This window comes from Streptomyces sp. VRA16 Mangrove soil (assembly GCF_017377775.1).
In the GTDB taxonomy this organism is placed as follows: domain Bacteria; phylum Actinomycetota; class Actinomycetes; order Streptomycetales; family Streptomycetaceae; genus Streptomyces.
Window position 1 is genome coordinate 18123 of the sequence record NZ_JAFVLN010000018.1, and the last position, 12442, is coordinate 30564.

The 12442-nt window shown below is 72.5% G+C and carries 12 protein-coding genes and 1 tRNA gene; 11 read left to right on the plus strand and 2 right to left on the minus strand.

The genetic code is table 11. The features are described from left to right. The first annotated feature begins 57 nt into the window (after positions 1-57). From galU to J3486_RS35275, 8 genes are all read left to right on the plus strand, one after another. Positions 58-960, plus strand: a complete 903-nt coding sequence (gene galU / locus J3486_RS35240) for a UTP--glucose-1-phosphate uridylyltransferase GalU (protein WP_207827871.1) — start codon at positions 58-60, stop codon at positions 958-960. Positions 961-964: 4 nt separating this feature from the next. Continuing rightward, positions 965-2323, plus strand: a complete 1359-nt coding sequence (gene glp, locus J3486_RS35245; RefSeq protein ID WP_207827872.1) for a gephyrin-like molybdotransferase Glp — start codon at positions 965-967, stop codon at positions 2321-2323. A 95-nt stretch (positions 2324-2418) separates the two neighbouring features. Continuing rightward, entirely contained in the window at positions 2419-2901 is a 483-nt protein-coding gene (gene moaC, locus J3486_RS35250) for a cyclic pyranopterin monophosphate synthase MoaC (RefSeq protein ID WP_207827873.1), read from the plus strand. Continuing rightward, complete coding sequence (locus J3486_RS35255; protein WP_207827874.1) at positions 2898-3428, plus strand: molybdenum cofactor biosynthesis protein B; 531 nt, start codon at positions 2898-2900, stop codon at positions 3426-3428. Before moaC ends, J3486_RS35255 begins: the two co-directional genes overlap by 4 nt. A gap of 20 nt (positions 3429-3448) precedes the next feature. Beyond that, on the plus strand, positions 3449-4093 hold the full coding sequence (locus J3486_RS35260; RefSeq protein WP_207827875.1) for a GNAT family N-acetyltransferase: 645 nt from the start codon (positions 3449-3451) through the stop codon (positions 4091-4093). 172 nt (positions 4094-4265) lie between these two features. Beyond that, positions 4266-5474: a gephyrin-like molybdotransferase receptor GlpR gene (gene glpR, locus J3486_RS35265; RefSeq protein ID WP_207827876.1), complete on the plus strand. Its 1209-nt coding sequence runs from the start codon at positions 4266-4268 to the stop codon at positions 5472-5474. Positions 5475-5565: 91 nt separating this feature from the next. Further along, a tRNA-Ala gene (locus tag J3486_RS35270) sits at positions 5566-5639 on the plus strand. Between the two features lie 165 nt (positions 5640-5804). Continuing rightward, positions 5805-7817 (plus strand): S9 family peptidase, encoded by a 2013-nt coding sequence (locus tag J3486_RS35275; RefSeq protein WP_207827877.1) that lies wholly within the window; start codon positions 5805-5807, stop codon positions 7815-7817. A gap of 16 nt (positions 7818-7833) precedes the next feature. On the opposite strand, the gene J3486_RS35280 is transcribed toward J3486_RS35275, so the two are convergent. Beyond that, the gene (locus J3486_RS35280; protein WP_207827878.1) at positions 7834-8355 is read right to left on the minus strand and encodes a GNAT family N-acetyltransferase; all 522 of its coding nucleotides are present in this window, start codon (positions 8353-8355) and stop codon (positions 7834-7836) included. A 49-nt stretch (positions 8356-8404) separates the two neighbouring features. On the opposite strand from J3486_RS35280, the gene J3486_RS35285 reads away from it, so the two are divergent. The 3 genes from J3486_RS35285 (at position 8405) to J3486_RS35295 (ending at position 11634) form a co-directional block, all read left to right on the plus strand. Continuing rightward, positions 8405-9229: an exodeoxyribonuclease III gene (locus J3486_RS35285; RefSeq protein WP_207827879.1), complete on the plus strand. Its 825-nt coding sequence runs from the start codon at positions 8405-8407 to the stop codon at positions 9227-9229. Between the two features lie 231 nt (positions 9230-9460). Next, positions 9461-10495, plus strand: coding sequence for a DUF6528 family protein (locus J3486_RS35290; RefSeq protein WP_307805073.1), 1035 nt, complete (start codon positions 9461-9463; stop codon positions 10493-10495). A 56-nt stretch (positions 10496-10551) separates the two neighbouring features. Next, a complete protein-coding gene (locus J3486_RS35295; RefSeq protein WP_207827880.1) occupies positions 10552-11634 on the plus strand; it encodes a DUF6528 family protein in 1083 nt (360 codons plus the stop codon). Here J3486_RS35295 and J3486_RS35300 read toward each other — a convergent pair. Next, positions 11612-12238 carry a MerR family transcriptional regulator gene (locus J3486_RS35300; RefSeq protein WP_207828032.1) on the minus strand — a complete coding sequence of 209 codons (627 nt, stop codon included), beginning with the start codon at positions 12236-12238 and terminating at the stop codon, positions 11612-11614. The genes J3486_RS35295 and J3486_RS35300 overlap by 23 nt on opposite strands. Positions 12239-12442 lie beyond the last annotated feature (204 nt).

The window sequence follows — 12442 nt, forward strand, 5'->3', positions numbered from 1 at the left end:
GTGCCAACAAAGCGGACCCACAGATTCCGCCCATGGGGGGCGGATATGGTGACGGGCATGACTGACTCGCACACCAGGATCACCAAGGCTGTCATCCCCGCCGCGGGCCTCGGCACCCGGTTCCTGCCGGCCACCAAGGCGACTCCCAAGGAGATGCTCCCGGTCGTCGACAAGCCGGCGATCCAGTACGTGGTCGAAGAGGCCGTGTCGGCGGGTCTCGATGACGTACTCATGATCACCGGTCGTAACAAGCGTCCCCTGGAGGACCACTTCGACCGCAACTACGAGCTGGAGTCGGCCCTCCAGCGCAAGGGCGACGCCTCCCGTCTCGCGAAGGTCCAGGAGTCCAGCGACCTCGCGACCATGCACTACGTGCGCCAGGGCGACCCCAGGGGCCTCGGCCACGCCGTCCTGTGCGCCGCCCCGCACGTCGGCCACGAGCCCTTCGCGGTGCTCCTCGGCGACGACCTGATCGACCCGCGCGACCCGCTGCTCGCGCGCATGGTCGAGGTCCAGGAGCAGCACGGCGGCTCCGTGATCGCGCTCATGGAGGTCGACCCCGCGCAGATCCACCTCTACGGCTGCGCCGCGGTGGAGACCACCGCCGACAGCGACGTCGTCAAGGTCACCGACCTCGTGGAGAAGCCGGACCCGTCGGACGCCCCGTCCAACTACGCGATCATCGGGCGCTACGTCCTCGACCCGAACATCTTCGACATACTGCGCAAGACCGAGCCGGGCCGCGGCGGCGAGATCCAGCTCACCGACGCCCTGCAGAAGCTCGCGGCGGACGAGCAGGTCGGCGGCCCGGTGCACGGCGTCGTCTTCAAGGGCCGCCGCTATGACACCGGTGACCGCGGCGACTATCTGCGTGCCATTGTCAGACTCGCGTGCGAACGTGAAGACCTGGGCCCGGACTTCCGGACCTGGCTTCGCAGTTACGTCACCGAGGAGATGTAGCACCTTGAGCAGCGCGACCCCGCCGGCAGTCTCGTCCACCAGTCACGGCCAGCTCTGGTCGGTGGACGAGCACCTGGACGACATCCTCTCCAGCGTCCACCCGCTCGACCCGATCGAGCTCCAACTCCTGGACGCCCAGGGCTGTGTGCTCGTCGAGGACGTCACGGTGCCGGTCTCGCTGCCCCCGTTCGACAACAGCTCGATGGACGGATACGCGGTGCGCGTCGCCGATGTCGCGGGCGCGAGCGAGGAGTTCCCCGCCGTGCTCACGGTGATCGGCGACGTCGCGGCGGGTCAGGGCGAGCAGCCCACCGTCGGCCCCGGCCAGGCCGCGCGCATCATGACCGGCGCCCCGCTGCCGCCCGGCGCCGAGGCCGTCGTCCCCGTGGAATGGACCGACGGAGGGCTCGGCGCGGGCCCGGTCACCTCCATGACCGCCCACAGCGCGGCCCCCGATGGCGCCTCGGGCGAGGTCCGCGTGCATCGCCCCGCCGAGGCGCGCGCGCACGTCCGCGCGCGGGGCAGCGACGTCCGGGCCGGCGACAAGGCGCTCGCCGCCGGCACCGTGCTCGGCCCGCCGCAGATCGCGCTGCTCGCCGCCATCGGCCGCGGCAGCGTACGGGTGCGGCCGCGCCCGCGCGTGGTCGTCGTCTCCACCGGCAGTGAACTCGTGCAGCCCGGCGAGCAGTTGGCCGACGGCCAGATCTACGACTCCAACAGCTTCGCGCTGACCGCGGCCGCCCGCGACGCCGGAGCCCTCGCCTACCGGGTCGGCGCGGTCGCCGACGACGCCGAGACGCTCCGCTCCACCATCGAGGACCAGCTGATCCGGGCCGACCTCATCGTCACCACGGGCGGCGTCAGCGTCGGCGCGTACGACGTCGTCAAGGAGGCCCTCACCGCCGTCGCCGATCCGGACGAGGAGGGTGGCCTGGGCGCGGGCAGCGGCGTGGAGTTCCGCAAGCTCGCCATGCAGCCGGGCAAGCCGCAGGGCTTCGGCTCGGTCGGCCCCGACCACACCCCGCTGCTGGCCCTGCCCGGCAACCCGGTGTCGTCGTATGTCTCCTTCGAACTGTTCGTCCGCCCGGCCGTGCGCACCCTGATGGGGCTGCCCGCCGAGTCCGTCCAGCGGCCGCGGGTCCGCGCGCGCCTCACCGTCGACAAGGCGCTGACCTCGCCCGCCGGGCGCCGCCAGTTCCTGCGCGGCGTGTACGACGCGGAGGCGGGCACCGTCGCCCCCGTCGGCGGCTCCGGATCGCACCTGATCGCGGCGCTCGCCCACGCGGACGCGCTGATCGTGGTGCCCGAGGACACGGCGTCCGTGGAGCCCGGCACCGACGTGGAAGTGGTTCTCCTGGGCTGACCGGCCCGGACGCCGCGGGCTCGCGATACCGTGTCGCGCACAACAGTCCGGCGCGCCGCACCGCGCACGGCTCGGATCGGGAGCGGCACGAGGCCATGAGCACTTCGCAGGACCACCTGACCCACCTCGACGAGGCGGGCGCGGCCCGCATGGTCGACGTGTCGGACAAGGACGTCACCGCGCGCACCGCGCGCGCCAGCGGCCGCGTCCTCGTGTCGCCGCGCGTGGTGGAACTGCTGCGCGGCGAGGGGGTCCCCAAGGGCGACGCCCTCGCGACCGCGCGCATCGCCGGGATCATGGGTGCCAAGCGCACCCCCGACCTGATCCCGCTCTGCCACCCGCTCGCCGTGTCCGGCGTGAAGCTGGACCTCTCCGTGGCCGACGACGCCGTGGAGATCCTGGCCACCGTGAGGACGACGGACCGCACGGGCGTGGAGATGGAGGCCCTCACGGCGGTCTCGGTCGCCGCGCTCACCGTGATCGACATGGTGAAGGCCGTCGACAAGGGCGCCGTCATCACGGACGTCCGGGTCGAGGAGAAGACCGGGGGCAAGTCGGGGAACTGGAGCCGGGGATGACCGGCACCGGCACCTACCGCGCCCTCGTCGTCACCGCCTCCAACCGGGCCGCCGCCGGCGTCTACGAGGACAAGGGCGGGCCCCTGATCGCCGCGGGCCTGACGGAGTTGGGATTCGCCGTCGACGGGCCGCAGGTCGTGCCCGACGGTGATCCGGTCGAGGCCGCGCTGCGGGCCGCGGTCGAGGCGGCGTACGACGTCGTGATCACCACCGGCGGCACCGGCATCTCGCCCACCGACCGCACGCCCGAGGCGACCGCCCGCGTCATCGACCACGAAGTCCCGGGCATCCCCGAGGCGATCCGTGCGTACGGCCGGGAGAAAGTGCCCACGGCGGCGCTCTCCCGTGGCCTCGCCGGGGTCGCCGGGCGCACACTGATCGTGAACCTGCCGGGTTCGAGCGGGGGAGTGAAGGACGGCCTCGCCGTCCTCGCGCCGCTGCTCACCCACGCCGTCGACCAACTCCGCGGCGGCGACCACCCGAGACCGGACGCCAGACCGGATGCCCACGCCGGGGGTGCGCACTGAACAGCCCGTCCTGGCCCGTCGTGCTGGCGGAGGGCGATGTCGTCCTCCGCCCGATAAGGCTGCGCGACCAGCGTGCCTGGCGCGAAGTGAACCGGCGCAACCGCGACTGGCTGCGCCCCTGGGAGGCGACGATCCCGCCGCCCACGCCCAGCGGTCCGATCACGCACCGCCCGACCTACCGGCAGATGGTGCGCCATCTGCGCTCGGAGGCGAACGCGGGCCGGATGCTGCCCTTCGTCATCGAGTACCAGGGGCGTCTGGTCGGCCAGTTGACCGTCGCCGGGATCACCTGGGGATCGATGTGCTCGGGGCACGTCGGGTACTGGGTCGACCAGTCCGTGGCCGGGCGCGGGGTGATGCCGACGTCCGTCGCGCTCGCCGTCGACCACTGCTTCCGCACCGTGGGCCTGCACCGCATCGAGGTCTGCATTCGGCCGGAGAACGGGCCGAGCCGCCGGGTCGTGGAGAAACTCGGATTCCGCGAGGAGGGGCTTCGTCCACGGTATCTTCACATCGACGGGGCCTGGCGCGATCATCTCGTCTTCGCGCTGACCGCCGAGGAGGTCCCGGAGGGCATCCTCAACCGCTGGCGGCGCAAGCGGAGCGACAACACCGCAGGTCCGGGGGCGCCCAACGCGGTGGATCCGGGCGCACCCTCGAAATGAAATAAATGTTCGAAATTGATCGCCGGTGGACCGTGTGAGTCATTGAATTCCCGCCCCGGTCGGCCAGTTGATCGCATCAGTCACAAGAAAAGTTCGAAATATCAGCCAGATCGTGCGACACACCGGCCCAATTGGCGGATGGCCTCACGCAAACCCCTCTACGGTGTGAGGCGTGAGCAGCAGCGGCCTCATCTACGCAGTCATCGTCGGGGCCTGGGCCGCCTACTTGGTGCCGATGTGGCTCCGTAGGCAGGACGAGCTGAACGAAGCCCGTCCGACGGAACGCTTCAGCACCGCGATCCGACTTCTCTCCGGTCGGGCGGGCATGGAGCGCCGGTACGCCAAGGACCTGCAGGCGCGCTCGCCCGAGACGGACGAGCGGCGCGGCGACCCGGCCGACCCGGATGTGCCCACCGACCCGGTGGACGTCCGGGCCTTCGTCATGTCCCCGGACGGCGAGGACCACCCGGCACCGGCCCCGGCCCCGGCACACGCCAAGGCGCCGGCCAAGGCGCACGCCAAGGCGCAGGCCAAGGCCGCCGAGCGGGAGCGCCCCGAGCCCGTCCGGGCGCAGGTCCCCGAACCGGCCCCGGAGCCCGCCGCCCCCAAGTCCCGCCCCCCGCGCGCCGCTTCCGCCGAGGCGCAGGCCCGCGCCCGCCGCTCCAAGGTGCTCGCCCGCCGCCGCCGTACCACCGTGCTGCTCTTCGTCGCCTTCACCGCAGGAGCCGTGGTCGCCGGGGTCGGCGGCATCACGTTCCTGTGGGCACCCGCGGCACCGGCCGTGCTGCTGAGCGCGTACATCGTCTATCTGCGCGCCCAGGAGCGCCGCCGCTTCGCCTACGTCATGGACCGGCGCCGCGCCGAGATCGCCGCGCAGCGGCTGCGGGAGCGCCAGCCCCGCCGCAGGCAGCCGGCCGCGGGCCGGCCCGCGGCCGAGGACGCGGAGGAAGGACCAGGCGCCGCGGAGACGGCCACCGATCCGGGCCTCGAGGCGCTCGCCGCCGACCGGCGCGCGCTCGTCGAGCAGACCGACCACGCCGAGTGGGTCGACCAGCAGCGCGAGCGGCAGCGCCGCCCCGGCCCCGGCGACAGCTGGGACCCGGTACCGGTGCCGCTGCCCACGTACGTGACCGCGCCCGTCGCCCCACGCGCCGGTGGCGGCATCGACTACGGTGCCCCCGAGACCTGGAGCGCGGCCCGCTCCTCCGCCGTGGAGGAGACCCGGGCCGCCGCCGAGGAGCAGTCCGCCGACGACGGCCGCAGCGACGCCCGCCGCGCCGCCTCCGCCCGCCGCTCGCGCGAGCGCGGCCGCACCCCGCTCTTCGACCAGTACGACGTGGGCGCCGGAGCGGACGGCCGGCCGCGCGCCGCCAACGAGTGACCGGGCCGGTCCCGGAGGTCCCCCGGCTGACCAGCTCGGGAACGGATTTCCAAGCACCCTGATCGGGGTGCTAGAGTTTCACTCGTTGCAAGGGCCTGTGGCGCAGTCTGGTAGCGCACCTCGTTCGCATCGAGGGGGCCAGGGGTTCGAATCCCCTCAGGTCCACTGCAACATCGTCAGCGGGGCAACTCGCAGGCGGTGGACGAGATCCCGTCCGATCACTTCGATCGGACGGGATCTCTGCGTTTCACCGGTCGTGCGGCAGGCCCCCGAGGGGCGGCGCCGGCCGTCCTCTGTTCGCCGTGTCCTTCGCGAGCAAGAATCGTCCGCATGCCTGCGATGCCCGGTGGCACAACCACCTTCCACGACCTGCCCGCCTTCCTCGCCCAGCCCCGCGTCAACTCCCTTGCGCTGTCCACCGACGGCAGCCGTCTGGTCGCCGCCGTGCAGACGCTTTCGGAGGACCGGACCAGGTTCGTGTCCGGGCTGTGGGAGCTCGATCCGGCCGGGGAGCGCGCGGCGCAGCGGCTGACCAGGTCGGGCAAGGGCGAGTCCGGGCCCGCGTTCGGCGCGGACGGGACGCTGTACTTCCTGTCGGGCCGCGCGGACGACGGCGACAAGGACCAGCACGAGGGCGCCGCCCTGTGGGCGCTGCCCGAGCGCGGGGAGGCCGCCGTCGTGGCCCGGCACCCGGGCGGGATCACCGCGTACACGCTCGCCCGGGACTCCGGCGCGCTCTCCCACACCGCCGGGCTGCTGCCCGGGGCCGCCGACGCCGAGGCGCACGGCAAGCTGCGCACGGCGCGCAAGGACGCGAAGGTCACCGCGATCCTCTACGAGGCAGGGCCGACCCGCGCCTGGGACCGCGATCTCGGTCCCGAGGAGCAGCACACCTTCGTGCGCTCCGGCGCCGGCGCCGCCGTGGTGGACGCCGGCGGGCAGGGCGTCGGCCTGGAGCACCCCGGGGACGTGGCGCTGTCGCCCGACGGGACGCGGGTCGCGTACACCCGGTTCGTGCCCGGCAGGGTGCCCGCCGAGAACCGCACCGCCGTCGTGGTGGCCGACGCGGCGAGCGGCGAGGAGATCTTCGTCCTCGGCGATGTGGAGCACCTCTACGAGGCGCCGGTGTTCACCCGCGACGGTTCGGCCGTCGTGTGCTCGCGGATGGCCTGGCCGACGTACGACGAGCCGATGGACATGACGCTCGTGCAGGTCGGCGTGGACGGCGGCAAGGCGGTCGATCTGCTGCCCGGGTTCGACAACTGGCCCGGCGGCGCCGTCTGCTCGCCGGCCGACGACACCGTCTTCTTCGTGGCCGACGTGGCGGGGCACGCGCCCGTCTTCCGGCGCGACGGGGACGGCACCGTGACCCGGCTCACCGCGTCGGGCGCGTACGGATCGCTGTGCGTGGCCCCCGACGGGCGGACCCTGTACGCGCTGCGCAACGCGATCGACGCGCCGCCGCGGCCGGTCCGCTTCGAGGCGCACGTCGCCGACCAGACGCCGGTCGAGCTGCCCGCCCCCGGCGCGTTCGACGCGCTGCCCGGCACGCTCACCGAGGTGTACGCCGACGCGGCCGACGGGTACCGGCTGCGCGGCTGGCTCGTGCTGCCCGAGGGGGCGTCGGCCGAGAACCCGGCGCCGCTGCTCGTCGCCGTGCACGGCGGGCCGCAGGGCAGCTGGAACGCCTGGACCTGGCGGTGGAACCCCTGGCCGTTCGCGGCGCGCGGCTACGCGGTGCTGCTGCCCGACCCGGCCCTGTCGACCGGCTACGGGCAGGAGGGCCACCGGCGCGGCTGGGGCCAGTGGGGCGGCGTGCCCTACACGGACGTGATGGCGCTGACCGACGCCACCGAGGCCCGCGACGACATCGACGCAGCACGCACCGCGCTCGGCGGCGGCTCCTACGGCGGCTACATGGCCAACCGGGTCGCCACGAGCACCGACCGTTTCAAGGCGATCGTGAGCCACGCGGGCCTGTGGGACCTGCGGTCCTTCCAGGGCGACACCGACGCGCCCTGGTACTTCCAGTGCATCTTCGGGGACCCGGTGGCCCGGCCCGAGCGGTACGAGGCGAACTCCCCGTACCCGGACGCCGCGAAGGTCCGTACGCCGATGCTCGTCATCCACGGCGCGAAGGACTACCGGGTGCCGGTCGGGCAGGGCGCCGCGCTCTTCCAGGACCTGCAGCGGTTCGAGGTCCCCGCGAAGTATCTGTACTTCCCGGACGAGAACCACTGGATCCTCTCCCCGAACCACATCCAGGTCTGGTACGAGACGTTCCTGAACTTCCTCGACCACCACGTCCTCGGCGCCGAGTGGCAGCGGCCCGGACTGCTGTGACCGCGGGCGAGCGGCCTCAGCCCTGCAGCGGCTTCGCGTAGCAGCGGCTGAGGTCCTCGAAGCGGTAGTGGCCGAACTTGGCGCAGGGCTCGTACCCGCTGGACAGATAGAGGGCGATCGCCTCCGGCTGCTTGGTGCCGGTCTCCAGGACCATGCGGGTGCGGCCCGCCGCGCGGGCGTCCGCCTCCAGGGCGGCGAGGATGCGGCGGGCCAGGCCCAGGCCGCGCGCCTCGGGCGTGACGTACATGCGCTTGAGCTCGGCGTCGCCGTCCGCGTACGCCTCGTCGTTCTCGTCCTGGGTGCGCCAGCCGCCCGTGGCGAGCGGGGTGCCCTCGGCGTCGTACGCGATGAGGTACAGGCCCTGCGGCGGGGCGAACATCGTGGGGTCGAGGGGTGTGACATCGCCCTCGTCGCCGTAGCGCTCCGCGTACTCCAGCTGGACGCGGTCGTTCAGGGCGATCGCGTCCGGGTGTCCGAAGGAGACCGGGTGCAGGGTGATCTCGGCCGTGGGGCCGGACGGTGCGGACTGTATGGTCATGCGCTCGATCGTATCTCTATGCCTGAAGTGGTTGCGACTGAGTTGTCCAGTGTGCCGGTACCGTGGCCGGGTGCTGACTGTGACCTCTGTGAATGTGAACGGGCTGCGGGCCGCCGCCAAGAAGGGCTTCGTGGAGTGGCTCGCCGAGACCTCCGCCGACGTGCTCTGTCTTCAGGAGGTGCGCGCCGAGCCGCATCAGCTGCCGGACGAGGTCCGTGAGCCCGAGGGCTGGCACGTCGTGCACGCCCCGGCCGGTGCCAAGGGCCGGGCCGGTGTCTCCCTCTACACGCGGCGTGAGCCGGAGCGGGTGCAGGTCGGGTTCGGGTCGGAGGAGTTCGACGGCAGCGGCCGGTACGTCGAGGTGGACCTGCCGGGCGTCACCGTCGCGTCGCTGTACCTGCCCTCCGGCGAGGTCGGCACCGAGCGCCAGGACGAGAAGATCCGCTTCATGGGCGAGTTCCTCGGCTACCTGAAGGGGCTGCGCGAGCGGGCCGCCGCCGACGGCCGTGAGGTCGTCGTCTGCGGCGACTGGAACATCGCCCACCGCGAGGCGGACCTCAAGAACTGGAGGGGGAACCGGAAGTCCTCCGGGTTCCTGCCCGAGGAACGGGAGTGGCTCGGGCAGGTCTTCGACGCCGCCGACGGCGGGTACGTCGACGTCGTGCGGGCGCTGCACCCGGATGTCGAGGGGCCGTACTCGTGGTGGTCGTATCGCGGACGTGCGTTCGACAATGACACGGGATGGAGAATTGACCTGGTCGTGTCAACTCCGGGGCTGGCGGTCAAGGCGCGCAAGGCCTACGTGGAGCGCGCGGCCACGCACGACGAGCGGTGGTCGGATCACGCCCCTGTGACGGTGGTGTTCGACCGCTAGGCCCGAGGGGGCGTGTCCGCCGCGGATCGCACTGCGCGGTCGGCGCGGGACCGGACGGCGGCGGCGTGGTCGGTGGGGCGTCGCAGCCACGGCCCTGGTGGAAAGCGGGCGTAGGTGACGGGCGCGTCACAAAGTCCCGCCGAGGTCTTACATCCCCCCGTAGGGCATGGCAGTTTCGGGTCGCGTACATGACGAGTCCGTGATCAACTGCCGTTTCCGCGGGGGGATTTCGTGTCTCAGTACTCTCATGCCGGTGCCCGTGTGCCGTCGCGCCGCAGCATGCTGCTCGGTGCCGCCGGGGCCGGGGCCGGGCTTGCGGTCGGGGGCGCGAGGGGAGCGGCGGCCGAGGGGGTCGGGGTGCCGCCGGTGCTGGTCACCGAGCAGGCGAGCAAGCGGGTGCTGGTGCTTGATCCGGGGGTGCGGGTGTGGGACCCGGTGGCCGATCCGGGGGTGGTGAAGTGGGCGTTCTCGCCGGTCGGTGATGCCCGGTACCGGGATACGCGGCCCGAGGTGAGCTGGGTCTATCCGAGTGAGGCGAAGGTGCGGCGCCATCGTGGGCGGACGTTCCTGCTGACCACGGCGTCGTTCGGGTTCGTGGGGGTCGTCGAGTGTCCGTCGCGGCGTCGGTACTGGGCCACGGCCGTCGGGCCCGGTGACGATCTCTTCAATCCGCACACCGCCGAGATCCTGCCGGACGGCAACGTCGTCGTCGCGTGCAGCACAGGGGCTCGGGTGCGGTTGTACGCGGCTTCGCTCGGGCCGCATGAACGGCGTTGTGCCGAGGCCGAGTTGAAGGGCGCGCACGGGCTGCACTGGGACCAGGAGCGCGGTGTGCTGTGGGCCATGGGGGACGACGAGCTGGTCGCGTTCGGGGTGGAGGGGACACGGGTGCGGCCCGCGCTGGTGCGGCGGTTCGCCGTGCCGCTGCCGGTGGCCGCCCCGGGGAAGTCGGCGGGCGGGCACGATCTGTTCCCGGTGGCGGGGCGGCCGGGGCGGATGTGGGTGAGTACGAGCGCTTCCGTCTTCCAGTACGACGTCGGGGGCGATGTGTTCGTGCAGGACTTCGCCGGGGCCGACGAGATCGTGCGGAAGTCGGTGAAGTGTGTGGGTGACGATCCGAGGACGGGGCAGGTCGTCACCACCGTCCCGGAGAAGGGGCTCGGCGAGACCTGGTGGACGACGACCGTGAGCGTCCATCGGCCGGCGAGTGCGTACAGGTTGGTCAACGGCGGTATCTACAAGGCGCGTTGGTGGCTTCCGGTCTGACCGGCCGGAGGGGCACGTCGTGTCGTGAACGGGGGAACGGGATGAGGGGCAGGAGTGTGCGCGCGGGGGTTGCCTGCGCCGTCGCGGGGGGCGTTCTGGCGGCCGTCGCGGGGTGCGGCGGCGGGGCGGGTGACAGTAAAGCGGAGGCGCGTACGGGGCATGCGCGTACGGGGCATGCGCGTACGGGCGTCGAGGCCAAGGACGCCGCCGTGCAGGCCGCGGGGCCGCCGGTCATCGTCTCCGCCCGGAAGCGGCTGATGGTGCTCGACCCGGCGCGGAGCACCTGGGATCCCCGGGCGGACCCGTCGGTGGTGAAGTGGTCGTTCGATCCGCGGCACACGCCGGGGTACGCCGATCTCCAGCCGGACAGGACGTGGACGCCCAACGAGGCGAAGGTGCGGTCCTGGCGCGGGAAGACGTACGTGCTGACGTCGGCGTCGAAGGGGTTCGCGGCCGTCGTCGAGTACCCCTCGAAGAAGCGGTACTGGGGTGCCACGCTCGGCGCGGGCACCTCGGACTACAACCCGCACAGCGTCGAGCTGCTGCCCAACGGCGATGTGGCGGTGGCCAGTTCGGCGGGCAACGAGGGCGTCGCGCTGTTCGCCCGCTCGCAGGGGCCCGCCCCCAAGTGGGCCGACCGGGTGCGGATCACCGGGGCGCACGGGCTGTACTGGGACGCGGGGCGCAAGCGGCTGTGGGCGCTGGGGAGCGCGTATCTCGTGGCGTTCCGGATCGGGGGCACCGCGGCGCACCCGAAGCTGATCCAGGACAAGGCGCTCGGCGGGAGCACGCCCACGCCCAACGGGCACGACCTCGGGCCGGTCGCCGGGCACCCCGGGCGGATGTGGGTGGCGACGGGCTCGCACGTCTACCAGTACGACCAGGCCAATCCCGAGAAGCAGCGGTGGATCACCGACTACCCGGGGTCCGGCGTGCTGCTCGGGCAGGGCGGTGTGAAGTCCGTGATGAACGACCCGGTGACCGGGCGCATCGTCTTCACCGTGCCGTACGGGACGGTGAAGACCAACCCCTGGCAGCACACGCGCACCGCGCGCCTGCTGCTGCCCAAGGGCGCGTACGTGATCAAGGGCGACACCTTCTACAAGGCGCGCTGGTTCAGGGCTTTGCCGGTGGGGTGATCCTGCGGTCCAGGGCCATGGACAGTTCTGCCTCCACCACCGAGCGGGCGAGCGGGCGCAGGCGCTGGACGTCCTTCTCGGAGCCGTGGGCGAGGATCAGATCGGTGAAGAGGGCGGCGAGGGCGTTCGCGTGGTCGCGGACCGTCCGCGCCGCCGCGAGCACCTCGGCGAGCGGGATGCCCTCGCGGACCAGGGCCGCCGACACGTCGAGCAGCCGACGGCTGACGTGCACGATCTCCTCGCCGTCGGTGCCCAGGTAGCCGAGGTCGAGGGCGGCCTGCAGGTTCTCCGTGGTGACGTCGTCGGCGAAGTAGTCGGCGAGTTCGGTGGCGGTCAGCCGGACCGGGACCTCCTCGGTGGGCTCGCCGAGGCCGAGGAGTTCGGCGACGTCGCGGCCGCGGTCGAACGCCTCGGAGAGTTCGACGATGCCGTTGAGGGTGTGGCCGCGCTCCAGGAGCTGGGCGATCGTGTGCAGCCGGGCCAGGTGCGTGTCGTCGTACCAGGCGATGCGGCCCTCGCGGCGCGGGGGCTTGATGAGGCCGCGCTCGCGGTAGAAGCGCACGGTGCGCACGGTGATGCCGGCCGCCTTGGCCAGCTCCTCCATGCGGTACTCGCGCTTCTCGCCGTGCTGGGCGCCTCGCTTGTCGCCGGGTTGCGTCGCTTCTCTGGGCACGGCACGACCTTATGTTGTGCCGCCGGTACCCGCGGCGGAGCCGCCGGCGCAACTTCCCCCGGCCCAACCCCTACCGCTCAGTAGGTTGCTGCTCTACCCTCCGAACTGCGCCAGTATTCACTGGCAGAGTCGCGG

Bases quoted from the DNA above. Each gene is read 5' to 3' on its own strand.
- galU (WP_207827871.1), top strand. From the start codon at position 58: ATGACTGACTCGCACACCAGGATCACCAAGGCTGTCATCCCCGCCGCG.
- moaC (WP_207827873.1), top strand. From the start codon at position 2,419: ATGAGCACTTCGCAGGACCACCTGACCCACCTCGACGAGGCGGGCGCG.
- J3486_RS35255 (WP_207827874.1), top strand. From the start codon at position 2,898: ATGACCGGCACCGGCACCTACCGCGCCCTCGTCGTCACCGCCTCCAAC.
- J3486_RS35275 (WP_207827877.1), top strand. From the start codon at position 5,805: ATGCCTGCGATGCCCGGTGGCACAACCACCTTCCACGACCTGCCCGCC.
- J3486_RS35280 (WP_207827878.1), bottom strand. From the start codon at position 8,355: ATGACCATACAGTCCGCACCGTCCGGCCCCACGGCCGAGATCACCCTG.
- J3486_RS35300 (WP_207828032.1), bottom strand. From the start codon at position 12,238: ATGGAGGAGCTGGCCAAGGCGGCCGGCATCACCGTGCGCACCGTGCGC.